Here is a 24,367-nt window from a genome sequence, read left to right as displayed (position 1 = left end):
CGTCGCCCTCGGCCTGGTGGGGGGGGGGGCCGCGGCGGGGGGGGGGGGGGGGGGCGGGGGGGGGGGGGCCGGGGGGGGGGGGGGGGGGGGCCCCGGGGGGGGGGCCGGGGCCCCCCGCCGGGCGGGACGTCACGACCGGTGGGTCAGCCCTTGATCGAGCACTTGTTGCCGCTCGCGGAGCTGAACAGCCCGATCACGTTGTTGCCGCAGACATTGGCGTCGATGTCGATCGGGATCTGGACGACGTTGCCGGACAGAACGCCGGGGCTGCCGACGGCTATCCCGACGGGGCCGTCGTTGGCGCTCGCCGTACCGGCGAAGGCGAACAGGGCGGCACAGGCCAGACCGGCTGCGGCAGTCACACGCGTACGCATGGAAAAGCTCCTGTCAGTCGCAGGGACACGTGGCTCCACCGTCACCCGGAGGTGGACCCCGCGACATCCATGGTCGTCCGAACGGGGTGCCCCGGCCCGGGCCGGGGCTCTCCGGATGCACGCCGCGCTCCCGCGGGGAATGGTGATATCGGACCGGTTTTTCAGCACCGGGGCCGCCCCAGCGATCCGGACCCTAGGAGCAGAGAACATGTCGATGTCAGAGCCCGCCGCATCCCGGCCGCCCGAGGACCGCGCCACCCCGGACCGCCTGCTCCACGCCCGCACCGGCACCGACGTGTCGCCGGAGGACCTGGTCCTCGCCTCGGGCCAGGACGTCAACCCGCGCACCCTCGAATGGGCCGAGCGCAAGCTGGCGGCGGAGGGACCCGCCGCCCTGGAGAAGCTGCTTCCCTAGCCGTCTCAGCCATCGGCATCCCGGCACGACCGCACGCCGGTGGACGGGTCACACGCCGCCGTCGTCGTCCTCCGGCAGCGCGCTGTCGTCCTCCACCACGTGCACGGCTGCCTCCTCCGCTCCGGCCGCCCCGCCGTCGATGCCGACGTCGGAGGCGACGGTCTCCTTCGTGGTGTCGGCGTGGGCGCCCTCGTCGGGGGCGACCAGACGGCCGGCGCGGGCGGTGCCCGCCTCGGGGTCCACCGGTTCGCCGTCGCTGTCGGGGCTGTCCCCCACGCCGTCCCCGGCGGGCTCGGCGGACACGTCGGGGAGCTCCTGGGCCAGCCGATCGTCGAGGCTCTCGCCCTCGTGCTGCTCGGCAGCGGTGGTGCCGCGCTTGGTGACGCCCAAGGGCTTCTCCGGCGGGGAGTAGCCCTCGTCGAGCGTGTCGTCGTACGTCCGTTCGTCGACGGCGTCCTGCAGGTCCAGCGGCGCGGCGTCCTCCTGCTCCTCGTTGGTACCGGTGGGCTGGTACGCGTCGTCCGCCATCGGTTCGGGGCGCATCGGTTCCGTGCCCATCACTCCTGCCTTCCTGTGTGCTGCTCGGCTCGTTCATCTCGCCTGTCCGTTCCGCGTTTCCCGTTACGCGGGCTCTAACCTCGGCGGACGTCCCCCGAAGCCGGAAGGGTGCCCGAACGTCGCACGGGCCAACAGGAGTTAAAACCGTGGGTGGGCGCGGACATTACCCACCGGTCAATCTTGAAAGCTCAATCAGTACGACTATCATCACTCGCACACACGGTGTGACCGGCTGCCGACGCGGCGGCAGCACGGTATCCGCCATCCCTTCTCATCGCCACCGGGGCCGAGGCCACCCTTTCCTCCGTCCGGCGGCGAGCTCCACCCCACCCCCCAACGCCGCCGGGACGGCCTGCCCGCATCCGGTCGCGCACAAGTGAAAGCAGCGCATCCATGAGCTACAGCAGGGGCAGAGGGCTGCAGGCGAATGTCCTCAGCACATTCGACACCGTGGTGATGGCGGTCGCGGGCAGCGCCCCGGCGTACTCGCTGGCAGCGACCACCGCCGTGCTGGTCGGCGCGGTGGGGCCGGCGAGTCCGGCCGCCCTGCTGTACTGCGCGATACCCATGCTGGGCATCGCGCTGGCGTTCAGCTACCTCGGCCGGATCGACGTCAACGCGGGCGCCAGTTACTCGTGGGTGGGGCGCACGCTCCACCCCTTCCTCGGCTTCATCAGCGGCTGGGCGCTGGTGATCTCGGCGACGATCTTCATGGTGGCCGGATCGCTGCCCGCCGGTTCGATGACGCTGGCGCTCTTCGACGAGGGTCTCGCGGACAACACCGCGCTGTCCACGGTGGTCGGCGCGGCCTGGTTCCTCGTCATGCTGGGCGTGGTGCTCGGCGGCGCCCGGCTCACGGTCCGCGCCCAGCTGATCATGTCAGGTGTCGAGCTGGCCGTCCTGGCGCTGTTCGCGGTCCTCGCCTTCTTCCACACCGGCAACGCCCGCGCCTTCGACTGGTCCTGGCTCGGCTTCTCGCACTTCGACGGCATGGCCGGCTTCGCCTCGGGCGCGCTCATCGCCGCGTTCTACTACTGGGGCTGGGACGTCACCAGCAACCTCAGCGAGGAGACCCGCAACAGCCGCCGTACGACGGGCCTCGCGGGCCTGATCGGGGTGGGCATCGTCTTCCTGCTGTTCGAGGTGTTCACCATCGCGGTGAACGTGATCCTCACCTCGAAGCAGATCGAGGAGAACGACGCGAACGTGCTGGCGGTGCTCGGCGAGGAGATCTGGCCCGGCTGGGGCGGCAAACTGCTCATCGTGGCCGTGATGCTGTCCACCATCGCCACCCTGGAGACGACGCTGATCCAGGTGACGCGCTCGCTGTTCGCGATGGGCCGGGACCGTACGATGCCGTCGGCGCTGGGCCGGGTGCACCGCCGGTGGAACACACCCTGGGTGGCCATCGTGGTGGTCGGGTCCGTGGCGCTGGTGATGTTCATCGCCTCCAACGCCCTGGGCTCGGTGGGCGACATCCTCTCCGACGCCATCTCGGCGATCGGCCTGCAGATCGCCGTCTACTACGGTCTCGCGGGACTCGCGGTGGTCGTCGCCTACCGCAAGATGCTGCTGAAGTCCCCGGCCAACTTCCTCTTCGGCGGCCTGTGGCCGCTGTGCGGCGCCCTGTTCATGTTCTGGGTGTTCGTGGAGTCGCTGGGCGAACTGAGCCGCGCCGCGATCTCGATCGGCATCGGCGGGCTCGCGATCGGGCTCATCCCGATGCTCTGGTACTGGAGGCAGGGCAGCGACTACTACCGTCCCGCGAAGCTGGACGCCTCACGCGCGGTCGAGACGGACTACGTCCCCGACGAACAGGACACGCACGCCCGTGTCCACGAGGGTCTGTCCACCGACTTCTGAGAGGGACCCGATGGCACGCGGTCTCAGACGCGGTTTCACTCCCGACTTCGACCCCGACTGCGGGGACACCGACCTCACCTCCGCCCGCCAGGACGTCGTGATCGGCCGCTGGCAGGGGCCGCGGGACCTGCTGGCCGCCACCGGCCGCGACTGGACGGCCCGGGGGCACCGCATACGGCAGCTCGCGCAGGTGTGCGCGGGCAGTTCGACGGTGGAGTCCTGGCTCTCGGCCGACGCCCACAGCGCCGACGCGCTGGTGCTGCGGGCGGCGACGGAGACCGCCCGCGCCTTCAACGTGGCCATCGCCGCGGGGCGGGGCGTGCCGATCGACCAGCACCGCGTGGACGCGGCGGTGCTGGCCTGCCTGACGGCGGCTGAGGCGCACCCGGAGGACCCGACGCCATGGGTGTCGCTGATCTCGGCGGCACGCCTGTACCCGAAGGGCGTGCGCCGGCAGGAACTGGGGCGCTGGTGGGACGAGTTGCACGGCCGGGATCCCTACAGCGTGGAGGGACATCTCCAGGTGCTCCACTACTACTCGGCGCGCTGGCACGGCACGCACGGCCTGATGTACGACTTCGCCCGGGACGCGGCCGGAGTGGCGCCGCCCGGCTGCCCGCTGCCCGTGCTGGTGCAGTACGCCCGGGTCGAGGAGTACCGCTTCGCCCTGGACGCGGCACAGGGCAGGAACTCCGCCGTGGGTCTCTCGCAGCACTGGAACCACGACGGTGCCTCGAGCGACCTGCGGCGAACCTGGCAGCGCTGGGTCATGGGCCGGACGCGGAGCGGTATCGCGCCCGGTGAACTGCGCGACTTCAACTACCTGGCCCACGCAGCCTGCTCCGCGGGCGCCACGGACATCGCGGGCGTTCTGCTGGGCATGCTGGGACCCCGCGCGACGCGCACGCCGTGGTCGTACACGGGGGATGCGGAGAAGCAGATCACCAAGTGGCGCAAGGAACTGCGGCTGGGGGCGTGAGGGCCGGCTGTATGTGCTCCCGGCCGGGAGGGTGTGATGGCTGAAAACGGCTGGTACGACGACGCCGACGTGATCAGGGAGGCCGCCCGCGCGCGTCGGGTCGCCCGGCTCGGTATGTCCGTGGTGACGGGGCTGTTCGGGGCGGTCGTGATCACGGCGGCCGCCCTCGTCCTCGGGGTGGTCCTCGTCGGCGCCCTGGCCCTCGCCTACGCCATGGCGGTCATGAACTGACGCCGCGCCCCCGCCCCGCCAGGTCCCCCGACCACTTCTCCTCGATGCGTCCGACCCTCCACACCACCAGTGCCACCACCCAGGTGGCGAGGAACAGGGCGACGACGACGTAGCCGAGGATGTTGAGGTCGAGGCCGGAGATGCGGTCCCAGAAGGGGCCGTGCAGGCCGAGGCGTTCGGCGAGGAGGCCGAGGAGTTCGACCGTGCCGATGAGGAGGGCCACGGCGACGGACAGGCCGGTGACGGTGAGGTTGTAGTAGACCTTGCGGACCGGCTCGGAGAAGGCCCAGCCGTAGGCGAAGTTCATGAACGAGCCGTCGATGGTGTCCAGGAGGCACATCCCCGCGGCGAACAGGACGGGCAGGCACAGGATCGCGTACCAGGGCAGTCCGGAGGCGGCGCCGGAGCCGGCCAGGACGAGCAGGGCGATCTCGGTGGCGGTGTCGAAGCCGAGGCCGAACAGCAGGCCCAGCGGGTACATGTGCCAGGGCTTGGAGACCGACTTCATGACGCGGCCCAGGAGCCGGTTCATGAAGCCGCGGTTGTTCAGCTGCTCCTCCAGGGCGGCCTCGTCGTAGCGGCCCGAGCGCATGGTGCGGCACACCTTCCAGATTCCGGCCAGGACGACCAGGTTGACGGCCGCGATGAGGTAGAGGAACGCGCCGGAGACGGTCGTGCCGATCAGGCCGGTGACGTCGTGCAGGGCGGAACCGTCGTCACGGACCGGCCCCGCCAGGGTCTTCACGCCGAGGGTGAGCAGGAAGGCCAGGGCGAAGACGACGCTGGAGTGGCCGAGGGAGAACCAGAAGCCCACGGACAGCGGCCGCTGCCCCTCCCCCATCAGCTTGCGGGTGGTGTTGTCGATGGCGGCGATGTGGTCGGCGTCGAAGGCGTGCCGCATGCCGAGCGTGTACGCGGTGACGCCGATGCCGACGCCGAAGGTCTGCGTGCCGATGGCGTGGTGTTCCGGGGCGACGACCGCCACGAGGGTGAACCAGCCGATCACGTGCAGGGCGAGGATGAAGGCCGCCATCCCCCCGGCCCTGGTCCACTCCCGCCGCGTCATGGAGGTGCGGACGCGGTGCCAGGCCGTGCGCTGGGCGGGGGCCGGGGCGGGGAGGCGCTGAGTGGACTCAGGGGCGGCCGTCATCGGGGGGAAGGTCTTTCTGTCGGACGGACGGCTGCGGTCAACAGCCTTGTGCCATCCTCGGGCACCTGCAAGTGATGTGCAGTAAAGCCCGCGACAGGTCTTGTCCATGGAACCCAAAACTCCGCCGGTCCGGCGCCGGACAGTCGGGGCGGCGCCGGGCAGCCGGGGCGGCCGGGTGTCACACCCCGGCGTTCGGTCCGTCCGGCCGGCTGTGGCGCTGCTCGACCGTCTCTCGGCTCAGCTCCTCCGTCTCCGTCTCGGCCAGCCGCTCGAAGCCGTCCTCGGTGATGACCGAGACGATCGGGTAGATGCGGCGGGTGAGGTCGGGGCCACCGGTCGCGGAGTCGTCGTCCGCCGCGTCGTACAGCGCCTGCAGGGCCGCCAGAGCCGCCTCGCGGCGGGACATGCCCGGGCGGTACAGCTTCTTCAGCGCGCCCCGGGCGTACGGCGATCCCGAGCCCTCGGCGTGGAAGCCGAACTTCTCGTAGCGGCCGCCGACGACGTCGAAGGAGAAGATCCGGCCCTGCTCCCCCTCGGGGGCCGCGGGATCGTAGCCGGCGAGCAGCGGAACGACGGCAAGGCCCTGCATGGCCTGGCCCAGGTTGTCGCGGATCATGGTGGCGAGCCGGGTCGCCTTCCCGGCGAGGGTCATGGGGATGCCCTCGATCTTCTCGAAGTGCGCCAGCTCGACCTGGTACAGCTTCACCATGTCCACCGCGAGCCCGACCGTGCCCGCGAAGGCGACCGCGCAGTGGTCGTCCGCGGGGTGCACCTTCTCCAGGTCTCGCTGGGCGATCAGGTTGCCCATCGTCGCCCGCCGGTCACCCGCGACGAGTACGCCGTCCCGGTAGGTCAGGGCCAGCACGGTCGTCCCGTGCGGGGCGCCCTCGGCGCGGACACCGTCCGGCAGGACCCGGCGGGTGCTCAGCAGCTCCGGGCGGTGGGCCGCCAGGAAGTCGGTGAAGGACGAGGAGCCCGGGGTGAAGAACTCCTCGCCCAGCCTGCCCTCGTGGTCGCCCGCCATGCCGTTCCCCCCTCGATCGTTGCCGTCGACCCGACTCCTACCTGAGCCGGGCGGGCGTGAAACGCGATCGGAGGTGTCAGTGGCCCGGTGCCACGCGGACGTCCAGGTCCGAGATCCGGTGGACGGGCCAGGACCGGGCGTAGCCGGGTGGCGTGGCGCCGGCCGGTGCCAGGTGGGCGACGGGGCGACGCTCCGCGGTGCGCAGGATGTCCGCCGCGGTGGTGTTCTCGTTGTTCCCGGACGTGGCGCCCGAGGAACAGCCGGTGTAGTAGCCGATCGGGATGGCCTCGCGGCCGGTGAGCAGACAGGGGGCGCGGACACCGAGCCGGTGCAGGGCGTCGGCGGTGCGGCCCCAGTCACGGCGGCTCTCGGTGTTGCGGGACACGGTGCCGTCCAGCACGGCGAACTGGACCGCGAGATGCCCGGCCAGGGCGAGCGCGACGACCGGGGCGGCCACCGGGCGCCAGGCTCCGCCCGGGACCCTCACCAGGTGCCACAGCGCCTCGGCGACCGGGATCGCGAGCAGCGCGTAGGCCGGCTGGAGGAAGCGGGGCGCGGCATAGCCGATCATGAAGAGATACGGCAGCGCCGCGGTGGCCGCACAGGCCAGCGGGACCAGGGTCCGCTCCAGGCGCCGGCCCCGTGCCGCGACGGCCAGTGCGATGCCGGCCAGGACGGGCAGGGCGAACCACCAGGCGGTGACCACGGGGCTGGGCATCGACCCGGTGCACGGCCGGCACAGGGTGCGTCCGCCCAGGCTGCGCAGCTGGTCGTCGACGGCGATCTGCCAGCCCAGTCCGCCCTGGATCCGGGAGGCCTCCGCCAGCCGCTCGCCCAGCCCGCCGTAGCTCGCGTACGCCTCGATCACCCACGGCACGGCGCCCGCCGCGAGACCCGCCACGAGCGCCAGGAGGAGGCGCCGCCGGCGGCGCACCAGGGCGAGGACGAGCAGCGGCAGGGCCACATGGACCGCGTCGGTGGGACGCATCCACGCCATGAGCGCGGCCCCGGCCGCCAGACCCCACAGGAGTCCCGGTGCGCAGCGCTCCGCCCGGGCCCGCAGGAAGCAGCCGACGACGGCCAGGGCGCCGATCGCGACCCAGTAGTTGGGCATGGCCTGCGGGCCGTAGAAGAGGGTCATCCACAGCGAGGCGAAGAAGGCACCGCCGACGGCCAGGACGCGGGCCGGAAACAGACCCCGCCAGGAACGCAGGGCCAGGTAGAGGGCGAGGCCGGACAGCAGGGCGAGGTAGACACGTAGCAGCGGGACGGACGACGACCAGGACGCGACGGGCGCCACCAGCAGCGAGACGCCGCGGGAGCGGGGGGCGCTGAAGAAGGCGGCGGGGTGGTGGGCGGTGACCTGGCTGACGTAGACGATCTCGTCCCAGCCGAGGCCCAGGACGGGCCGGACCAGGACGAGCTGCGCGAGGACGAAGACCGCGGCCAGGACGGCGAGGGGCCGGTTGCCGCGCGCCCCTGATGCGGCGCGCGGCCCGGCCGCCTGTTCGCGTCTTCGCCCGCGGACGAGGATGGCGTTCGCGCCATCAGGCATGTTCCGCCCCTTACCCCGATGATCGGAAAACACGATCAAGCTAACCCGCGGGGCGGGGAGGTGCAGGGCGGAACTCGGCCAAGTGCCTGACCCGTGGCGAGTGTCAGCGGACGTGCGGGGCGCGGTGCGGGGGCTGGTTCGGAGCCGGGCGGTGGGTCAGCTCGGGAATCGGCCGGGAGACAGGGGCGTCCTCGCTCACGGTGACCTCGGTGCCGTGGTGCCGGATGGTCAGGGGCATCCCGGCGTTCAGGGTGTAGGTGGCCTGGTCGGCGGTCAGTTCCACGCGCAGGCACCGGTCGAGGAAGCCCACCGTGAAGGCGAGCCGGCTGTACCGCTCGGGCAGGCGGGGCGCGAACCGCAGGGCGCCGTCGCTGCACCGCATGCCGCCGAAACCGGCGACCAGCGCCATCCAGGTGCCGGCCAGCGAGGCGATGTGCAGTCCGTCGCGGGTGTTGTGCTCCAGGTCGCCGAGGTCCATGAGCGCGGCCTCGGCCGTGTAGTCGCTCGCCAGGTCGAGGTGGCCGGAGCGGGCCGCCATGACGGCCTGGACGCAGGCCGACAGGGAGGAGTCGCGGACGGTCAGCGGCTCGTAGTAGGCGAAGTTGCGGGCGATCTGCTCCTCGTCGAAGTACTCCTCGAAGAAGGCGCCGCAGGTGTACATCGCCAGCACCAGGTCCGCCTGCTTGATGACCTGCTTGCGGTACAGGTCGAAGTAGGGGAAGTGCAGCATCAGGGGATACCGGTCGGGGCCGGTCCCCTCGAAGTCCCAGCGCTGGTAGCGGGTGAAGCCGGAGTGCTGCTCGTGCACGCGCAGTTCGTCGTTGTAGGGGACGTTCATGGCCTCGGCGGCGTCCCGCCAGGCGGCCGTCTCCTCGTCGTCCGCGCCGAGGCGCGCGGCCTCGTCGGGGTGGCGCTTGCACGCGTCGGCGGCGGCCAGCAGGTTCGCCCGGGCCATGAGGTTGGTGTAGGTGTTGTCGTCGGCGATGGCGCTGTACTCGTCCGGTCCGGTGACGCCGTCGATGTGGAAGACGCCCCGGTCGTCGTGGTGGCCGAGGGAGCGCCACAGGCGGGCGGTCTCCACCAGCAGCTCCACGCCGACCTCGCGTTCGAAGGTCTCGTCGCCGGTGACGGCCACGTAGCGCACGACGGCGTCGGCGATGTCGGCACCCACGTGGAAGGCCGCCGTGCCGGCCGGCCAGTAGGCGGAGCCCTCCGACCCCTCGATGGTCCGCCAGGGGAACGCGGCGCCGCGCAGGCCGAGTTGGGCGGCGCGCTCCCGGGCGGCGGGCAGCGTGTCGAGGCGCCAGCGCAGGGCCTCTGCGGCGGACTTGGGCGCGGTGTAGGTCAGCAGCGGCAGCACGAACGCCTCGGTGTCCCAGAAGGCGTGGCCGTCGTAGCCGGATCCGGTGAGTCCCTTGGCGGGGATGGCGCGCTGTTCGGCACGGGCGCCGGCCTGCAGGACGTGGAAGAGGGCGAAGCGGACGGCCTGCTGGATCTCCTCGTCGCCGTCGATCTCGACGTCGGCACGCGCCCAGAAGTCGTCCAGGTACGCCTTCTGGTCCTCCAGGAGTCCCTGCCAGCCGCTGTGCCCGGCCGCCGCCAGGGCCGCCTCCACCTGGTCGCTCATGGCGGGCCGGGAGCGGACGCCGGACCAGCCGTGCGCGACCAGCTTCTCCACGCGCAGCCGCTCCCCCGGCTCCAGGACGGAGGTGACGGTCAGCCGGGCCACGTCCACGTTGGACTCGCTGCTCGTGGTGGTCCGTTCGGGACCGGTGACGGTGTGGTCGGCGGCGACGGCGACCCTGAGGCCGCTGCGGCGGGTGCGGTGGACCAGGCGCAGCCTGCCGCCCTCGGCGAGGTCCTCCTCCGGCTCCAGCGGCGACTTCAGCGCCTTGGCGGCGCGCGGGTCTCCGTCCGGCTCGGGCAGGCTCTCGTTGGCGACGAGTTCCGACTGGACGACCACGCGGGTCCGGCTGTCGACGGGTTCCACCTCGTAGGCGACGCCGGCTATCGCGCGCTGGGTGAGGGACACCAGCCGGGTGGAGCGCACCCGGACGGTGGAACCGGCCGGTGAGGTCCATTCGCAGACCCGCTCCAGGACGCCCCGCCGCAGGTCGAGGGTCCGCTCATGGGTGACGAGCCGCCCGTAGCGCAGGTCGAACGGCTCGTCGTCGACCAGGAGCCGCAGCACCTTGCCGTTGGTGACGTTGATGGAGGTCTGGCCGGACTCGGGGTAGCCGTAGCCGGCCTCGGCGTACGGCAGCGGGTGCAGTTCGTGGACGCCGTTGAGGTAGGAGCCGGGCAGTCCGTGCGGTTCGCCCTCGTCGAGGTTGCCGCGCCATCCGACGTGCCCGTTGGACAGGGCGAACACGGACTCGCTCTGCGCCAGGACGTCGAGGTTGAGTTCCGTCTCGCGCACGGTCCAGGGCTCGACGTTGTACGCCCGCTGTGCGATCACTTCGTCTCTCCCAGTTCTGCGAGGTCCCGCACCACGATGTCGGCGCCGTGCCGGTACAGCGCGTCGGTCTGTCCCACCCGGTCGACTCCGACGACGTATCCGAAGCGCCCCGCGCGGCCCGCGTCCATGCCGGCCAGGGCGTCCTCGAAGACGGCCGCTTCAAAGGGCTGGACGCCGAGGTCCTCGGCGGCGGCCAGGAACGTGTCGGGGTGCGGCTTGCCGGGCAGTTCGCGCTCGGCGGCGACGACGCCGTCGATGCGGACGTCGAAGAAGTGCTCGGCGCCGATCGAGCGGAGCACGTCACGGCAGTTGGCGCTGGAGGAGACGATCGCGGTGCTGAGCCCGTGCGCGCGGACGGCCTCCAGATAGCGCAGGGTGCCGTCATAGGCCTCGACGCCGTCGGTGCGGATCTTCTCGAGGACCAGCTCGTTCTTGCGGTTGCCGAGTCCGTGCACGGTCTCGGCTCCGGGTGGGTCGTCGGGGTCGCCGTCGGGCAGGTCGATGCCGCGGGAGGCGAGGAAGGCGCGCACCCCGTCGGCGCGTGGCCGCCCGTCGACGTACTCGTCGTAGTCCGCCGCGTCGAACGGCCGGAAGTCCGCGCCGTCGCGTTCGCGCAGGAAGGCGTCGAACATCTCCTTCCACGCGGCCGCGTGCACGACGGCCGTCTTGGTGACGACGCCGTCGAGGTCGAACAGACAGGCATGGATGCTTTCGGGAAGACCGAGCTGCGTCATACAGGACCGGTTCCCCACCCGGAGATGTTCCAGTGAGTGGCGCACGCCACACGCGCGGGGGCGAGGGCGGACGCCCGGCGTTCGCATGCGGCCCCCGGGTGACAGACTCTCCCTGTGCCGCTCACCTTCGACGACCTCGCCCACCGCGCCCGGGCCCTCCCTCAGGGCGGCAGGCGCGCGATCCTCGGCATCGCGGGCAGCCCCGGCGCGGGCAAGTCGACCCTGGCGGAGCGCCTGGTGCGGGAATTGAACGGCACCGGTGACCCCTGGGTCGCGCACGTACCCATGGACGGCTTCCACCTCGCCGACGCCGAACTGGAGCGCCTCGGCCGCCGCTTCCGCAAGGGGGCACCCGACACGTTCGACGCGGCCGGGTACGCGGCCCTGCTGCGGCGGCTGCGCGACGAGCCCGGCGACGACGTCGTCTACGCACCCGGCTTCGAACGCGTCCTGGAGCAGCCGATCGCGGGGGCGATCCCGGTTCCCGCCACGGCCCGTCTGGTCGTCACCGAGGGCAACTACCTCCTCCTGCCCACCGGTGCCTGGCCCCGGATCCGCCCCCTCCTCGACGAGGTGTGGTTCTGCGAGCTGGCCGAGCGGGAACGCGTCCGCCGGCTGGTGGCCCGCCACGAGCGGTTCGGCAAGACGCACGAGGAGGCGACGGCCTGGGTGACACGCTCGGACGAGCCCAATGCCGATCTGGTCGCGGCGACCCGGGCGCGGGCGGACCTGGTGGTACCGGAATCGGCGATGCCGTGCGCGCGGGCCTGAGCACCCGTCAGGCGTCCGGGCCGGCGGCAGCGCCCGCGACGCTGAACCTCTCGCCCGCGTCGCCGGCGTGACGCGTCCCGGCAATGCCCGGTTCCGCGGGAGCGTCGCCCGCCGCGCCGACGGGACGCAGGCCCGGACGGACCGGGCGTACGGCAGGGGTCGCCGGCGTCAGCCGGCGGGTGCGGTCCGGCGGGCGCGCAGTGCGACGGTCAGTGTGTGCGGGCCGAGTCCGCCGATGTAGACGCGGTTCCCGGTCGTCGCGTCCGTGCCGCCCACCACGGTGTGGTCCTGCCCCGGGTCGTATTGCAGTACCTCGCTCCGGTCCGGCCCGGCCAGTGGTTCGCCTGCCTGGACGCCGGCCTCGATGTGGATCTCGTCGGCACCGGCCCGGTAGGTCATCGCCCCGGTCGTCAGGCACCAGCGGCCGTCGCCGATCGGTACGGCACCCTCCGGCACACCACCCGGCCGGAAGGTCAGTTCCAGGGCCCAGGGCACCCGTGGTCCGCTGATGTCGATGCGCAGGTCGGCACCGTCCTCCCGCAGGTCGACCTCGACGCGGGTCGTGTGGGAGACCTCGTCCCGAGGCCGGTCGGAGAAGGCCATCGCGGCCGAGAAGCGTCCCTCGTCGGCCACGCGGTAGGCGCCGTCGTCCCGGCGCAGGTCCGGTGGCAGCGGCCGGTAGTAGGCGGCCGTGAGGGTCTCGGTGAGCAGGTACCGGTGGTCGGCGGGCTGTTGCATCTCGGCGGCGCGGAACGGGCCCAGGTCGAAGAAGCCCCGCGAGAGGCGGACCGCGTCCAGGACCGCGTCGCCTGCGAACAGGCGCAGGAAGGTGGGGTTGCAGGCCAGGCCCGAGCGGATGCGCCGGTGCTCGGGCACGTCGGAGCCGCCGTACACCACTGTGTGCGCGGTGGCCGAGGCGCGTGCGGCCAGGCGTGCGGTGGTGAGGTACCGCTCACGCGGGAGGGTCTCCGCGGCCGGTGCCGGCAGCACGTGGCACAGCTCCGGGGTGAGGAGGGTCTCGGCGAGCAGGTCGGGGTCGTCGATGCCGCCCGCGGCCGCCAGCGTCGCCGCCCGGCCGAGGTCGCCCCGGCCGGTGCGGATCGCCAGCAGCCGGTAGTGCGGCAGGTAGGGCGCCAGCGGGAACGGGTGCTTCTGGTCCTGCCGGCGCGAGTGGACGGTCTCCACCGTGCCGTCCGGCATGATGAGGTCCAGGGTGGTGGTGAGGTTGCGTTCGACGGCGTCCAGCAGGTCGGTGCGGCCGAGGACACCGGCCAGCAGCAACAGCGAAGGGTTGGACACGTAGGCGGCGTAGTTGGCGCTGCGTTCCGAGTACAGGCCCTCCGCGTCGATGTCGACGCCCTCGGACAGCCACTCCTCGATGCGTTCGAGGAGCCGGTCGTCGGGGAACGACCGGTGCAGCCGGGCCAGCGCCGCGCACAGCTCCCAGCGGTGGTTCGGGGTGTGCACGCCACCGGTCAGGAGACTGCCGGAGGCGGCGCGGGCGATCTCGGCGAGCGCGGCCGTGACATCGCGCAGTTCCGGCCCGGCGCCGGCGGCCAGCACGTGCGCGTCGCACACGTCGTTGACGGTGAACGCGGAGTCCGGCGGGGACTGCACGTTGTCGCCGCCGGCGAAGAGGCCGGTGGCCGTCTGCGCGGCACTCAGGGCGCGGAGGTGGGTCGTCACGGCGGCGACGGCCTGCCCGCTGCCGTGCAGTGCCGAGTCCGGGGACCGGTATGCCGCGATCAGCGTCTTCACCCGGCGGGCCAGAGCCCGGTGGGCCACGCCGGCGGGTTCCTCGTGGGAGGCGGCCACCAGCGGGGCGGCCATCCGGTCGGCGGCGGCGGCCACCGCGCGGACGAACTCGTGGTCGAGCGGGGTGGGCAAGATCAGTCCTTCAGTCCGGCGTTGATGTCGGCGCCCATGACGTAGCGCTGGAAGACCAGGAAGATGGCGATCAGGGGGATCATGGAGATGACCGACGCGCCGAGCAGGACCGACCAGTTGATGTTCTGCGCGCCGACGATGCTCTGGATGCCGATCTGCACGGTGAACTTGTTGGGGTCGTTGAGCATCAGCAGCGGCCAGATGTAGTCGTTCCACCGCCACTGGAAGGACAGGATGGCGAGGGTCAGCATGATGGGCCGGGAGAGCGGCATCATGATCCGCGCGAAGATGGCCAGTTCGCGGGCACCGTCGATGCGGGCGGCTTCCACGAGTTCGTCGGGCACCGTCAGGAAGAACTGGCGGAACATGAAGCATCCGGTCGCCGTGAGCACGGCCGGGAGGATGATGCCGGCGAACGAGTTGTAGAGGCCGAGGTTGCGGACCACCAGGAACTCGGGGGCGAGCATGACCTCACCCGGCAGCATCGTGGTGGCCAGGATGCAGAGGAAGAAGGCCTTGAGCCACCTGTTGTCGTACTTGGCGAGCGCGTATCCCGTGCAGCAGCTGACACCCACCGTGAGGATCGTCGTGATCACGCACACGATGGCCGTGTTGATGAAGTACTGGGAGAAGTTGGCACTGTCCCACGCCGCCTCGAAACCCGACAGGGTGGGGTTGCGCGGGACGAGGGTCAGCGGATAGGAGAACAGGTCGCTGGCCGGCTTGAAGGAGCTGAGGATGAACCACAGCACCGGCAGCCCGTAGAGGCAGGCCAGGATCCACAGCAGTGTGGTCGCGGACACCGCCCGCCGGAGGCCACCGCTGCCCGGGGTGCCGGGCCGCTTCTTGGACACGGCTCGCTTGGCATCGGCGTCGAGCGGGCGGGGCATGTCTGTGGTTGTCATCGGTTCTCCACCCGCCGGTTGACGATCAGCTGGATGATCGCGACGGCCATCAGGATGAGCATGAGCACGAACGACGCGGCGCTCGCGTAGCCGATCTGGCCCCGTTTGAAGCCGGTCTCGTAGATGTACTGGACGAGCAGGTTGTTGGAGGTACCGGGGCCGCCGTTGTTGAGGGCGACGAACACCGGGTATTCCTTCATCGCGTTGATCGTGTTGAGCAGGATGACGATGAACGAGGTGGGCGCGATGCTCGGCAGCGTGATGCTGATGAACTTGCGCCACGGACCGGCGCCGTCGAGCTCGGCCGCCTCGTAGTACGACACCGGGACGTTCTTGATCGCCGCGATGAACAGCAGCATCGTGAAACCCGTCCACGCCCAGGCTGCCGCCATCACCACCACCAGCAGCGACAGGTCCGCGTTCGACTGCCACGGTACGGCGCCCCCGCCGAGCTTCTCGATGACGTAGTTGACCAGTCCGAAGTTCTCACCGAACAGCCACCGCCACAGGACGCCGACGACGATGGGCGACAGCAGCCACGGGATGAAGAAGATGACGCGGGCGACCGACGCGCCCTTGGCGTGCTTGTTCACCACCAGGTTGGCGGCGAGCAGCGAGAGCGCGAAGTTCAGCGGGACGAAGAGGACGGTGTACAGCAGCGTCCGGGTCAGCGCGTCGTAGAACGTGGAGTCCCCGAACAGGTTGTGGTAGTTGTCCAGTCCGATCCACTGGAACACCCCCACGCCCGTGTAGTTCGTGAAGGAGTAGAGGAGCCCGATCACCGCCGGCCAGACGAAGAACAGCGCGAAGAGCACGACGTTGGCCGCGATGAGGACGAGGGGCGCAAGGGTGTACTTACTGCGTCTCCTGGGCGGGCTCACGGACACGTCCGAGGCGCTTTTTGTCATCTTCCTGACTCCGTGCTGGTGGAAGGGATTGCAGGTGGGCTCACGCCATGAGCCCGGGATCACGGGGCGCGTCCAGGGCCGGGCGGCGGTGTCTCACCCCCGCCGCCCGGCCCCGCGGCCTACGATCCGCCGCCGACCTGCTGGTTGTAGCCGGCCACGATGTTCTCCAGGGCCTTGTCGGGCGACTGCTGGCCGTTGATCGCCTTGCCGAGCTCCGTCTTCGTCGGGTCCTCGGTGAGGCTCTTGCCCTTCAGCACCCACTGCGTCTGCGCGCCGTTGAAGTAGCCGGAGATCGGGGCGTAGAGCGGGATCGACTCGTTGTACAGCTTGAACGCCGCCTGCGCCGCCTCGGACTTGAAGGGGTACTTCGGGTTCAGGCCGCTCTCGACCGGCAGGAATCCGGAGGCCTCGCACAGCACGCGGTAGTTGTCCGGCTCGTAGATCCAGGACAGGAACTTCTTCGTGGCGGTGGCCGCGTCACCGTTGTTGTTGAAGCCGACCATCAAGCCGCCGCTGTTGACGTCGCTGGCCTGCACCGGCTGGGCGGGAGTGGGGACGCTGGCCCAGTCGAACTTCTTGATGCTCTCGGAGAAGGCGGCGACCTGCCACACACCGGACCAGTAGGCGACCACGTCACCGCTCTGGAACATGGCGGACGGATCGGCGCCGCTGGTCCACACCGACTTCGGCATGGTCTTGTTGTCGTTCCATCCGACGAAGGTGTTCACGGCCTTCTTGGTCGCCGCGTCCACCGAGAACTTGCCGGAGGAGTCCGCGTGGACGTACTTCCCGCCCATCTCGTAGACCATGGCGCGCAGCCGGGACGGCGACTGGTCGAAGGTCAGGGAGTACTTGGCTCCGGTCTTCTCACGGACCTTGTTCGCCGCCTTGATGAACTCGGTCCAGGTCCAGGTCTTCTGCGGCGAGGTCGGGAAGGAGACGCCGGCCTTCTTGAACAGCGACTTGTTGATGAACAGGCCCGACGCGGTGACGTCCGAGGGGATGGACAGCACCTTCCCGGACGAGTCCTTGGCGAGGAAGTTGGCGTTGATCTTGTTGCTCTTCTTGCCGGCGATGGAGCTGAGGTCGATCAGCTTGCTCGACCAGATCGGGTCCAGCGCCGGCACGGCCGCCACGTCGGGCAGGGAGTTCGCCTGAGCGGCGTTGTGCAACTTCGTCGGGTACCCGTCGTAGGGGATGTTGACGAGCTTGACGGTGACGCCCGTGTCCTTCTTGTACTGCGACACCATCTTCTTCCAGCCCGCGTCCTGCCCCGGAACCGTGGAGATCCAGAACGTCAGCGACTTGGAGGTACCGCCCGAGTCGGAGCCCGACCCGCAGGCGGAGAGCAGAAGAGCACCTGCCGTGGCCACGGCAGCGAGGGGAACCACACGGCGTATACCGCCGCGGCCGAGTCGGCGGGAGCGCCGCACACCCACACTGGTCATTTTCGATCCCTTTTCGTCGTACTGGACGGAGCACGGCGCCAGCCGAGGCGGCACGGGTGCATTTTGCAGGAAATTTCGCTTTCCGGGGGCACGGCCTCGCCCGGCCGCATCGCCCTGACGGGTGGGGTCCCCGGCCATCACGGCCGATGTCGCACAAGCACGCCCTCGTGCGGCTGCCGTACTTCGCGTACGGTCGGGAGGCTCACCCGGAGTCGGCGTCCCGGCCGACTCAGAAAGCGCTTGTCCGGACATTGGCACGGCGAGTCGGAAGCCGTCAATCCTTCGCCCCGGCGACCTCGGTCACGGTTTGGACTCCTCTCGAAACCGCGAGCCTGGCGGCACCCACGACGGTGCCGAGATCGCCGACCGTGCTGCTGACGACCTCGGTGGGCCAGCTCAGCCGGGCGAGCTCGGCCCGGACACCGTGCAGGAGCTGCGGGAACGCCCCGGTGCTGCCCCCGAGCACGACCAGGCCCGGGTCCAGTACCGCGGTCACGGCGGCGGCCAGCCGGCCCACGTCCACGGCATGGCGGTCGACCACGGCGCGGGCGGCGGCGCGGCCCTGTCCGGCGAAGGCGAAAAGCTCCTCGGCGGTGCGGGGGCAGGGCCCGTCGGTGTCCGGCCAGGCCTCGGCCGCGCGCCGCAGCAGCGAGCGCGAGCCGATGTACTCCTCCAGGGCCTCGTGGCGGGGCTCGCGGCCGTCGTCCCACGGGTAGGGAATCCGGGCCAGCTCACCGGCGGCGCCGTTCGCTCCGCGCAGCACCTGGCCGCCGACGACGATGCCGAGGCCGATACCGACGCCGATCCGCAGGTAGCCGAAGATGTTGCGGCCCCGTGCGGCACCCTCGTGCAGCTCGGCGAGGGCGGCGCAGTTGACGTTGTTCTCCAGGTGGACGGGGACGCCCGGCGGCAGCGCGACGGTCACGGCGTCGAAGACGGGACCGGCCTTGGCGGTCGCCGGACGCATGCCGCTGCCCTCCTTGCGCGGCGCGGTGACGTCACCGACGGCGACGACGATGGTCCGCAGCGGAGCGTCGGCGGGCAGCGCGTCGAGCGCCTCGCGCACGACGTCGGCTGCGCCCTCGCGGGACCCGGTGGCCTCGGCGAGCAGCGTGCCGTCCAGGGCGCAGCCGCGGACCCTGGTGAGGGCGGGGCCGAGGTCGACGGCGAGCACGGCCCCCGCGGCCGGCCCGAGACGGTAGACGGCGGCGTTGCGCCCCGTGCCGCTGGAGGCGGTGCCGGAGTGGGCGGCGAGCCCGACGCTCTCCAGTTCCGCGACGGCGGACGACACCGTCGGCTTGGACAGGCCCGCCAGGCTCGCGAGCTGCGGCCGGGTCGCGCGGCCGGCCCCGGCCAGCACCGCGAACACCGCGCCCGCGCTCTCGGTCAGTCGGGGGGCTCTTGCCAGGTCATGTTCCAACAGTTACCCCACACAGGTCATGGGCCGCTCTCCCCGGGCGATCGGCTTCGCGAACGGGTCCGTGGGATGCGGCGATGGGATTCCTCTTGACGCACTGTACTTCGTTAGTTAACTTCCTAACGAACATCACGGTACTCGCCTGCCGTGGCTCCGCCAGAGGCCCGTCCCGGGGCTTCCAGAGTTGTCAACTGCCCTTCTCTCAGGCACGGTTCGCCCGCCGTCACAGCACTGCGCACCGACGAAAGAGGATCCGTGCAGGACTCCACCTCCGCCGGCACTCTCGTGCTCGGCATCGACGTGGGCGGCACCAAGACGCACCTCCGCGCCCTCGCGGGGGACCACCGCGTCGTCGATCACGTCCGTTCGAGCGCCGGCTGGCGGCCGCACGACCCCGCGGCCGCGGCCGGCTGGCTGACCGGCCTGGTCCGCGAGACCCTGCCGGCCGGCGCCGCGCCCTCGGCTCTCGCCGTGGGCGCGCACGCCTGCGAGACACCCCGCCAGTGCGAGCGGATCCGCGCCGCCCTGGAGAGTGCCTTCGGCGTGCCCGCGCTGGTCATGGGTGACGCGGAGCTTCTCGTCCCCGCCGCCGGTCTGGACAAGGGGGTCGGTCTGGTGGCCGGCACCGGGTCCGTCGCCGTGGGGCGGCTGCCCGACGGCACCACGGTCCAGGTGGGCGGCTGGGGCGCCGTGCTCGGCGACGAGGGCGGCGCCGCCGGTCTCGTCCGGGAGGCGGCCCGTGCCGCCTGGGCGGCGCACGACCGGGGCGAGGAACCCGACGAGCTGGCGGTCGGCCTCGTGGCCTCGCTGGGCGTGCCGGAGGTACCTGCGCTGGGCGCGGCTCTGGAGAGCGCCACCGACGTCTCCGCCGAGTGGGGCCGGCACGCTCCCGTCGTCTTCACCGCCGCCGAGGCGGGCTCGACGCTCGCCCGTGCCGTGATCGCCGAGGCGGGCCGCTCCCTCGCCGCACTCGTCGCCCGGCTCGCCGCGCGCGGGGCCGTCGTCGACGACGTGGTGGTCGCGGGCGGCACCGTGCTGTCCCAGCCCGCGCTCTACGACGCCCTCACCGCGGCCCTCGCCGGCACCGTGCCCGCGGCCCGAACCAGGCCGCTGCGGGAGCCGCCCGTGGAGGGCGCGGTGGCACTGGCTCGATCACTGCTGTGACGTGCCGGGGCTCGTGCCTCCTCGTTCACCCGCGGGACATCTCCCGGCCGCAGCGCCCTCGCCGTCGGGACACAGCCCGGCCGTAGTTCTTCTCTCGTAGGCACCACCTGACACACGGGACACTCAACTCCCCTTCGTATCAGGCAAGATCGCACGATCGCACCCGGCCGCAGGGCCGCAGAACTGAAGAGAGGCACACCCATGCCGTCATCCGCCGGGCACCACAGCGCCGCCACCCTGAACCGGAGGGGTTTCCTCAGAACCTCTCTGGGCGGCTCGGCCGCGCTGGTCGCCGCGCCGGCCTTCGTCAGCTGGCTGGGCGCAGCGGACGCCAAGGCCGCCACCGCACCCGCCGCGTTCGTCGACGACTACAAGACCAACATCCTGGCGAACCAGACGCCCGAGACCAACGCGGTCGTCCGGGCCCTGGGGGGCTTCGCCCGCGTCTGGAAGACCGGCGGCGCCTGGAACACCGGCACCCCGCTCATGGCGGACATCCTGCGCGCCAACGTGCGCTACTGCGAGCGGATCACCACCGAGCGCACCGTCGCGGAGGCGAAGCAGGCCTTCATCATCGACCGGCAGCACCAGAGCTACTCGATGATCGACGGTCTGGGCCCGCTCGCCTCGCTGTACAAGACGGGGGCCAGGGCGGTCACGTCGATCACCGGCGCCCCGGACGGCACACCACCGGCCAAGATCGACGACGCCGTGCCCGCCGACGCCCCGGCGGGCTCCGCGCTGGGCGCCGGCTCGTACGACTCCGAACTGGGCCAGGTGGCCCGGCTGGTGGACACCCTGCGCGGCAACTGGGCGTCCGGCAACCCCGCCAAGTTCGCCTATCTGTACCCGCGGCCGTGGCGGATGAACGAGGACAGCGAGGTCGTCGACACCGGCAGGAAGGACGAGTTCGGCTTCCCGGTGTACGAGTCGAAGGTCGTGGTCGCGCCGCAGCTGCTGCGCCAGCGCAGTGACAAGCCGGCCGAGGACGGTGGTTTCCCCAGCGGCCACACCAACGCCCTGCACCTGGCCTCGCTGGCCTACGCGTACGCGGTTCCCGAGCGTTTCCAGGAGCTGGTGACGCGCGCCCTGGAACTGGCCCACACCCGGATCGTCGCCGGCATGCACTCCCCCGTCGATGTGCTCGGCGGCCGGATCATGGCCACCGCGCTGGCCGCCGCGACCCTGGCGGACCCGGCCAACTCCGGGATCAAGGCGGCGGCCCGCGCCCAGGCCCTGGCCTACTTCACGGAGAAGACCGGCACGACCGCCGACTCCCTGTACGCGTACGCGCACTCCGCGGACACCGGCACCGACCCCTACGCCGACCGGGAGACCAACGCCCGCGCGGTCCGGCCCCGGCTGACGTACATCCTGCCCCGCCGCGGCCGCAAGGACCCGCTCACGGTGCCGAAGGGTGCGGAGGTGCTGCTGGAGACGCGGCTGCCGTACCTGACCGCGGCCCAGCGGCGCGAGGTGCTGCGGTCGACCGCGCTGCCGTCGGGGTACGTCCTGCTGGACGGGTTCGAGCAGTGGGGGCGGCTGAACCTGTTCGCCGCGGCGGACGGTTACGGTGCCTTCGAGCGGGACGTGGTCGTGACGCTGGACGCGTCGGCCGGGGGCTTCCACGCGGCCGACAGCTGGCGCAACGACATCGAGGGCGACGGCGGCCTGACCAAGCGCGGTTCGGGCACGCTCACCCTGACGGGACACAACTGCTACCACGGCGACACCGCCGTCGAGGCCGGCACCCTGGTCGCCGCCTCGCCGGGCGCACTCGGCGAGGGCGACGTGCACGTCACGGGCGGCACGCTGCGTGTGGACAAGGTCGTGCGGGTGCGTGGCTCGTACGTCCAGGAGGGCGAGTCGACACTGGAGCTGCCGCTGCGCCGCAACCACGGCGCGGCCCTGGCGGTGAGCCGTCGGGTTCTGCTGGGCCGGGGCAGTGTGCTGTCCTTGCGGCTCGACGCCGAGCGGCCGCCGGCCGCGGGGACGACCGTTGCCGTCCTGTCGGCTTCGCAGCTGCGCGGCCGGTTCGACCGTGTGGAGCTGGACTCGGCGTCGCTGCGGGCCGTGCCCGTGTACACGGCTGACGGTCTGTCGGTGCGACTCGTGCGGCGGTAGCGCTTTCTTGGGCGGGGGCTGATGCAGAGTGGGGCCATGAAGGACCTCTGGATCGCTCCCGCCGTTCCGCGGCCCGTGTCGCTGTCGCCCCCGGCACGGGCCGGCACCGCACCGGAGCCGGGCAGACGGTGGCCGGTGGCCCTGCTCGTGGTCGTGCTGCTCGCCCAGATGGCCTTCGCGATGGTCACGACCGCCGTGCGGCAGACCCCGACCATCGACGAGCCGGTGTACGTGGGGGCTGCGGCGGAGTACGTGCACGAGCACCGGCTGCGGCACAACCCCGAGCATCCGCCGCTCGGCAAGCTGATCATCGGCGCGGGGGTCGCCCTCGCGGATCCGCACATCGACGCCGCCTTCGCCGGGGACCAGGGGCAGTTGGGCCGCGACCTGCTGTACGAGTCGGGCAACGATCCCTGGCGCCTGATGCTGTGGGCCCGCCTTCCGATGATCGCGCTGACCCTGTCGTTCGCTCTGGTGGTGTTCGCCTTCGCCCGTGAACTGGCCGGGACCGTGGCAGGGTTGGCCGCCCTCGCGCTGTACTGCTTCTCCCCCGACGTCATCGCCCACGGCTCGCTCGCCACCCTGGACGTGCCGTCCGCCGGGTTCGCGCTGACCTCCGCGTGGCTGGTGTGGCGGGCGCGCCGCAGACCACGGCTGTACGTGCCGCTCGCGGGGGTCGCGCTCGGCGCGGCGCTCGCCACGAAGATGAGCACGCTGCCCGCCGTGCCGGTGGTGATGGCGCTGGCCGCGCTGTCCGTGTGGCGGGCGTCGGGGAGAAGCCGGCGCCGGGCCGTGGTGGCGGCGTCAGGTGTGGCCCTGGTCGCGGTCGCCGTCGTGTGGGTCACCTATCTGATGGTCGATCCCCGGCTGCGCTGGGTCGCGGAGCAGCACGTGCCGGTGGTGCACGGGCTGCGGGGCCTGCTGGTGGAGACGATGCCGTTCCCGGAGGCCTACCGGGACGGGATGCGCCTGCAGTTCGGGCTGGAGAACAGGCCCTGGCAGGGGTTTCTGTTCGGGCGGCTGTACGACGGCTCGCTCTGGTACTACCTGCCGGCCGCGCTGCTGGTGAAGACGCCGCTGGGGATGCTCGCGCTGTGGGCCGGGGGCGTTGCGGCCGTCGTCGGTGTCCGGCGGCTGCGGCCTGCCGCCCCCTATGTACTGGCCGCTCCCCTGGTGCTGTTGGCCGCCGCCATGCACGGGGCGCGGGACTTCGGGACGCGGTACGCCGTGTTCCTGCCGCTGTTCCTCGCGGTGGCGGCGGGGTGCACGCTGGTGGTGAGGCGGCGGTGGGTGTCCGTCGGGGTGGCGGTGCTGGTGGCGTTCACCGCGGTCGGTTCGGTGCGGACGTACCCCTTCTATCTGCCGTACTCCAACGAGGCGTTCGGCGGGCCGGGCCGGACCCGGGAGTGGCTGCACGACTCGAACGTGGACTGGGGGCAGGACCTCGGGCGGCTCGCGGACCGGCTGCGGGAGCGGTATCCGGGTGAGCGGGTGTGGCTGGTGTACAAGGGCGGTGGAGTGCCGTCCGCCTACGGCATCGAGGCGTCGGATCCCCGGCGGGTGCCGGTCCGTGAGGTGCGAGGGCTGCTGGCCGTGTCGGACTCGGCGGCCGCGAAGGCCACGGGGCGGCTGGCCGAGTTGATCGGCTCCAGCCGCCCCGTCGACGATGTCGGGCACTCGATCACGCTGTACCGCCGCTGAGTGGCAGGGCAGGCACGGGTCAGTGGGTCGCGTAGAAGAACCCGTCCGCGCTCACGTGCTGCATGACCCTGCTCGCCACCCGGTAGCGGCCGTTGGGCACCTCGGGGCACTTCGCCACGTGGACCGCGAGCGGGCCGGCGAACTCGTAACCGCGGCGTTCCGCGTGCCGGGACAGGCTGTCGGTGAGGGCCTGGCCCACGTCGGTGCCGGTGCGGGTCAGATGGTCGTGCACGTCGTCGGGGAGCTCCACGTCGTAGGCGTTGGGGACCATGACGCGGCCCTCACGGCACACGACGGCGTTGTCGTCGCACTCGCGCCGCAGGGCGTCGAGGACCTCGACCGGTTCCTTGTCGAGGAGCCGCGCCCACAGCGCGTCCCAGCGGTTCTCCAGGGTCTGTTCCAGCGCACTCAGCGCACTCATGCCGTCTCTCCTGCCGGAAGCGTCGTAGGTGGGTCGGGGTGCGGGGACGTCCCTAGCGGTCGTCGAAGTCGTCGGGGCGCACCTCGGCCTCCTCCAGGGCCTCGCGCATCGTGCGGCCCGTGGCGCCCGGCGGGCGCGTGCGGTTGCCGTCGTGCCGTTCCAGCAGTTCGTCGGTGGTCTCCGTCTTGGGCCGGTTCCCCTCGGGGACGGTCATGTCGTCGGCTCCTCACTTCGGTCGCGTGCGGCGGCGGGTTCCCGCCCGGCGTACGGGTAACCCCCT

Annotated in this window: 22 protein-coding genes; 8 read left to right on the top strand and 14 right to left on the bottom strand. The window is 71.7% G+C overall.

All coding sequences use genetic code 11. The features are described from left to right. Positions 1 to 143: 143 nt before the first annotated feature. Positions 144 to 374, bottom strand: a complete 231-nt coding sequence (locus tag ACFCXS_RS38160; RefSeq protein ID WP_376647934.1) for a chaplin — start codon at positions 372 to 374, stop codon at positions 144 to 146. 208 nt (positions 375 to 582) lie between these two features. Here ACFCXS_RS38160 and ACFCXS_RS38155 point away from each other — a divergent pair, with 208 nt between their 5' ends. Then, positions 583 to 789: a hypothetical protein gene (locus tag ACFCXS_RS38155; protein ID WP_376647933.1), complete on the top strand. Its 207-nt coding sequence runs from the start codon at positions 583 to 585 to the stop codon at positions 787 to 789. Positions 790 to 837: 48 nt separating this feature from the next. Here the strand turns inward: ACFCXS_RS38155 and ACFCXS_RS38150 are convergent, their stop codons facing one another. Continuing rightward, entirely contained in the window at positions 838 to 1,332 is a 495-nt protein-coding gene (locus ACFCXS_RS38150; protein WP_376647936.1) for a DUF5709 domain-containing protein, read from the bottom strand. Between the two features lie 408 nt (positions 1,333 to 1,740). Between ACFCXS_RS38150 and ACFCXS_RS38145 the strand changes: the two genes are divergently transcribed. The 3 genes from ACFCXS_RS38145 to ACFCXS_RS38135 are packed head-to-tail and all read left to right on the top strand — an operon-like array spanning position 1,741 to position 4,420. After that, positions 1,741 to 3,210 carry an APC family permease gene (locus ACFCXS_RS38145; RefSeq protein ID WP_376647932.1) on the top strand — a complete coding sequence of 490 codons (1,470 nt, stop codon included), beginning with the start codon at positions 1,741 to 1,743 and terminating at the stop codon, positions 3,208 to 3,210. Between the two features lie 10 nt (positions 3,211 to 3,220). Continuing rightward, complete coding sequence (locus tag ACFCXS_RS38140) at positions 3,221 to 4,189, top strand: hypothetical protein (RefSeq protein ID WP_376647931.1); 969 nt, start codon at positions 3,221 to 3,223, stop codon at positions 4,187 to 4,189. Positions 4,190 to 4,225: 36 nt separating this feature from the next. Next, positions 4,226 to 4,420 carry a hypothetical protein gene (locus ACFCXS_RS38135; RefSeq protein ID WP_376647930.1) on the top strand — a complete coding sequence of 65 codons (195 nt, stop codon included), beginning with the start codon at positions 4,226 to 4,228 and terminating at the stop codon, positions 4,418 to 4,420. Here ACFCXS_RS38135 and ACFCXS_RS38130 read toward each other — a convergent pair. From ACFCXS_RS38130 to ACFCXS_RS38110, 5 genes are all read right to left on the bottom strand, one after another. Next, complete coding sequence (locus ACFCXS_RS38130; protein ID WP_376647929.1) at positions 4,410 to 5,570, bottom strand: HoxN/HupN/NixA family nickel/cobalt transporter; 1,161 nt, start codon at positions 5,568 to 5,570, stop codon at positions 4,410 to 4,412. The two genes, ACFCXS_RS38135 and ACFCXS_RS38130, sit on opposite strands and share 11 nt — an antisense overlap. Before the next feature lie 178 nt (positions 5,571 to 5,748). Further along, a complete protein-coding gene (gene prcB / locus ACFCXS_RS38125) occupies positions 5,749 to 6,594 on the bottom strand; it encodes a proteasome subunit beta (protein WP_376647928.1) in 846 nt (281 codons plus the stop codon). A gap of 76 nt (positions 6,595 to 6,670) precedes the next feature. Next, positions 6,671 to 8,149 (bottom strand): hypothetical protein, encoded by a 1,479-nt coding sequence (locus ACFCXS_RS38120; protein WP_376647927.1) that lies wholly within the window; start codon positions 8,147 to 8,149, stop codon positions 6,671 to 6,673. A 103-nt stretch (positions 8,150 to 8,252) separates the two neighbouring features. Continuing rightward, the gene (locus ACFCXS_RS38115; RefSeq protein ID WP_376647926.1) at positions 8,253 to 10,607 is read right to left on the bottom strand and encodes a glycoside hydrolase family 65 protein; all 2,355 of its coding nucleotides are present in this window, start codon (positions 10,605 to 10,607) and stop codon (positions 8,253 to 8,255) included. Further along, positions 10,604 to 11,341 carry a beta-phosphoglucomutase family hydrolase gene (locus ACFCXS_RS38110; RefSeq protein WP_376647925.1) on the bottom strand — a complete coding sequence of 246 codons (738 nt, stop codon included), beginning with the start codon at positions 11,339 to 11,341 and terminating at the stop codon, positions 10,604 to 10,606. Before ACFCXS_RS38110 ends, ACFCXS_RS38115 begins: the two co-directional genes overlap by 4 nt. A 114-nt stretch (positions 11,342 to 11,455) precedes the next feature. On the opposite strand from ACFCXS_RS38110, the gene ACFCXS_RS38105 reads away from it, so the two are divergent. Beyond that, the gene (locus tag ACFCXS_RS38105) at positions 11,456 to 12,112 is read left to right on the top strand and encodes a nucleoside/nucleotide kinase family protein (RefSeq protein WP_376647924.1); all 657 of its coding nucleotides are present in this window, start codon (positions 11,456 to 11,458) and stop codon (positions 12,110 to 12,112) included. A gap of 168 nt (positions 12,113 to 12,280) precedes the next feature. Here the strand turns inward: ACFCXS_RS38105 and ACFCXS_RS38100 are convergent, their stop codons facing one another. The 5 genes from ACFCXS_RS38100 to ACFCXS_RS38080 all read right to left on the bottom strand — a co-directional run bounded on the left by ACFCXS_RS38100 (position 12,281) and on the right by ACFCXS_RS38080 (position 18,680). Further along, complete coding sequence (locus ACFCXS_RS38100) at positions 12,281 to 13,999, bottom strand: hypothetical protein (protein WP_376647923.1); 1,719 nt, start codon at positions 13,997 to 13,999, stop codon at positions 12,281 to 12,283. 2 nt (positions 14,000 to 14,001) lie between these two features. Next, the gene (locus tag ACFCXS_RS38095; RefSeq protein WP_376647922.1) at positions 14,002 to 14,904 is read right to left on the bottom strand and encodes a carbohydrate ABC transporter permease; all 903 of its coding nucleotides are present in this window, start codon (positions 14,902 to 14,904) and stop codon (positions 14,002 to 14,004) included. Next, positions 14,901 to 15,812, bottom strand: coding sequence for a carbohydrate ABC transporter permease (locus tag ACFCXS_RS38090; protein ID WP_376647921.1), 912 nt, complete (start codon positions 15,810 to 15,812; stop codon positions 14,901 to 14,903). The genes ACFCXS_RS38095 and ACFCXS_RS38090 overlap by 4 nt, the downstream gene beginning before the upstream one ends. A gap of 119 nt (positions 15,813 to 15,931) precedes the next feature. Then, a complete protein-coding gene (locus ACFCXS_RS38085; RefSeq protein WP_376647920.1) occupies positions 15,932 to 17,260 on the bottom strand; it encodes an extracellular solute-binding protein in 1,329 nt (442 codons plus the stop codon). Positions 17,261 to 17,534: 274 nt separating this feature from the next. After that, positions 17,535 to 18,680: an ROK family protein gene (locus ACFCXS_RS38080; RefSeq protein ID WP_376647919.1), complete on the bottom strand. Its 1,146-nt coding sequence runs from the start codon at positions 18,678 to 18,680 to the stop codon at positions 17,535 to 17,537. A 252-nt stretch (positions 18,681 to 18,932) separates the two neighbouring features. On the opposite strand from ACFCXS_RS38080, the gene ACFCXS_RS38075 reads away from it, so the two are divergent. From ACFCXS_RS38075 to ACFCXS_RS38065, 3 genes are all read left to right on the top strand, one after another. Continuing rightward, positions 18,933 to 19,841: an N-acetylglucosamine kinase gene (locus tag ACFCXS_RS38075; RefSeq protein ID WP_376647918.1), complete on the top strand. Its 909-nt coding sequence runs from the start codon at positions 18,933 to 18,935 to the stop codon at positions 19,839 to 19,841. Positions 19,842 to 20,042: 201 nt separating this feature from the next. Next, complete coding sequence (locus ACFCXS_RS38070) at positions 20,043 to 21,965, top strand: phosphatase PAP2 family protein (protein WP_376647917.1); 1,923 nt, start codon at positions 20,043 to 20,045, stop codon at positions 21,963 to 21,965. 36 nt (positions 21,966 to 22,001) lie between these two features. Further along, complete coding sequence (locus ACFCXS_RS38065) at positions 22,002 to 23,666, top strand: ArnT family glycosyltransferase (protein ID WP_376647916.1); 1,665 nt, start codon at positions 22,002 to 22,004, stop codon at positions 23,664 to 23,666. Positions 23,667 to 23,685: 19 nt separating this feature from the next. Here the strand turns inward: ACFCXS_RS38065 and ACFCXS_RS38060 are convergent, their stop codons facing one another. Together ACFCXS_RS38060 and ACFCXS_RS38055 are read right to left on the bottom strand one after the other, a co-directional pair. Then, positions 23,686 to 24,087, bottom strand: a complete 402-nt coding sequence (locus tag ACFCXS_RS38060; RefSeq protein WP_362245732.1) for a DUF3662 domain-containing protein — start codon at positions 24,085 to 24,087, stop codon at positions 23,686 to 23,688. Positions 24,088 to 24,139: 52 nt separating this feature from the next. After that, entirely contained in the window at positions 24,140 to 24,301 is a 162-nt protein-coding gene (locus ACFCXS_RS38055; RefSeq protein ID WP_376647915.1) for a hypothetical protein, read from the bottom strand. Positions 24,302 to 24,367: the final 66 nt, after the last annotated feature.

Origin of the sequence: Streptomyces sp. NPDC056373 (assembly GCF_042262425.1) — a bacterium.
GTDB lineage: Bacteria > Actinomycetota > Actinomycetes > Streptomycetales > Streptomycetaceae > Streptomyces.
This window is presented reverse-complemented; position numbering and strand designations above follow the sequence as displayed.

What these genes read in the sequence shown, in the direction of transcription:
- ACFCXS_RS38160 (WP_376647934.1), bottom strand. Translation starts at nt 374, where the DNA reads ATGCGTACGCGTGTGACTGCCGCAGCCGGTCTGGCCTGTGCCGCCCTG.
- ACFCXS_RS38155 (WP_376647933.1), top strand. Translation starts at nt 583, where the DNA reads ATGTCGATGTCAGAGCCCGCCGCATCCCGGCCGCCCGAGGACCGCGCC.
- ACFCXS_RS38150 (WP_376647936.1), bottom strand. Translation starts at nt 1,332, where the DNA reads ATGCGCCCCGAACCGATGGCGGACGACGCGTACCAGCCCACCGGTACC.
- ACFCXS_RS38145 (WP_376647932.1), top strand. Translation starts at nt 1,741, where the DNA reads ATGAGCTACAGCAGGGGCAGAGGGCTGCAGGCGAATGTCCTCAGCACA.
- ACFCXS_RS38140 (WP_376647931.1), top strand. Translation starts at nt 3,221, where the DNA reads ATGGCACGCGGTCTCAGACGCGGTTTCACTCCCGACTTCGACCCCGAC.
- ACFCXS_RS38135 (WP_376647930.1), top strand. Translation starts at nt 4,226, where the DNA reads ATGGCTGAAAACGGCTGGTACGACGACGCCGACGTGATCAGGGAGGCC.
- ACFCXS_RS38130 (WP_376647929.1), bottom strand. Translation starts at nt 5,570, where the DNA reads ATGACGGCCGCCCCTGAGTCCACTCAGCGCCTCCCCGCCCCGGCCCCC.
- prcB (WP_376647928.1), bottom strand. Translation starts at nt 6,594, where the DNA reads ATGGCGGGCGACCACGAGGGCAGGCTGGGCGAGGAGTTCTTCACCCCG.
- ACFCXS_RS38120 (WP_376647927.1), bottom strand. Translation starts at nt 8,149, where the DNA reads ATGCCTGATGGCGCGAACGCCATCCTCGTCCGCGGGCGAAGACGCGAA.
- ACFCXS_RS38110 (WP_376647925.1), bottom strand. Translation starts at nt 11,341, where the DNA reads ATGACGCAGCTCGGTCTTCCCGAAAGCATCCATGCCTGTCTGTTCGAC.
- ACFCXS_RS38095 (WP_376647922.1), bottom strand. Translation starts at nt 14,904, where the DNA reads ATGACAACCACAGACATGCCCCGCCCGCTCGACGCCGATGCCAAGCGA.
- ACFCXS_RS38090 (WP_376647921.1), bottom strand. Translation starts at nt 15,812, where the DNA reads ATGACAAAAAGCGCCTCGGACGTGTCCGTGAGCCCGCCCAGGAGACGC.
- ACFCXS_RS38085 (WP_376647920.1), bottom strand. Translation starts at nt 17,260, where the DNA reads ATGACCAGTGTGGGTGTGCGGCGCTCCCGCCGACTCGGCCGCGGCGGT.
- ACFCXS_RS38070 (WP_376647917.1), top strand. Translation starts at nt 20,043, where the DNA reads ATGCCGTCATCCGCCGGGCACCACAGCGCCGCCACCCTGAACCGGAGG.
- ACFCXS_RS38065 (WP_376647916.1), top strand. Translation starts at nt 22,002, where the DNA reads ATGAAGGACCTCTGGATCGCTCCCGCCGTTCCGCGGCCCGTGTCGCTG.
- ACFCXS_RS38060 (WP_362245732.1), bottom strand. Translation starts at nt 24,087, where the DNA reads ATGAGTGCGCTGAGTGCGCTGGAACAGACCCTGGAGAACCGCTGGGAC.
- ACFCXS_RS38055 (WP_376647915.1), bottom strand. Translation starts at nt 24,301, where the DNA reads ATGACCGTCCCCGAGGGGAACCGGCCCAAGACGGAGACCACCGACGAA.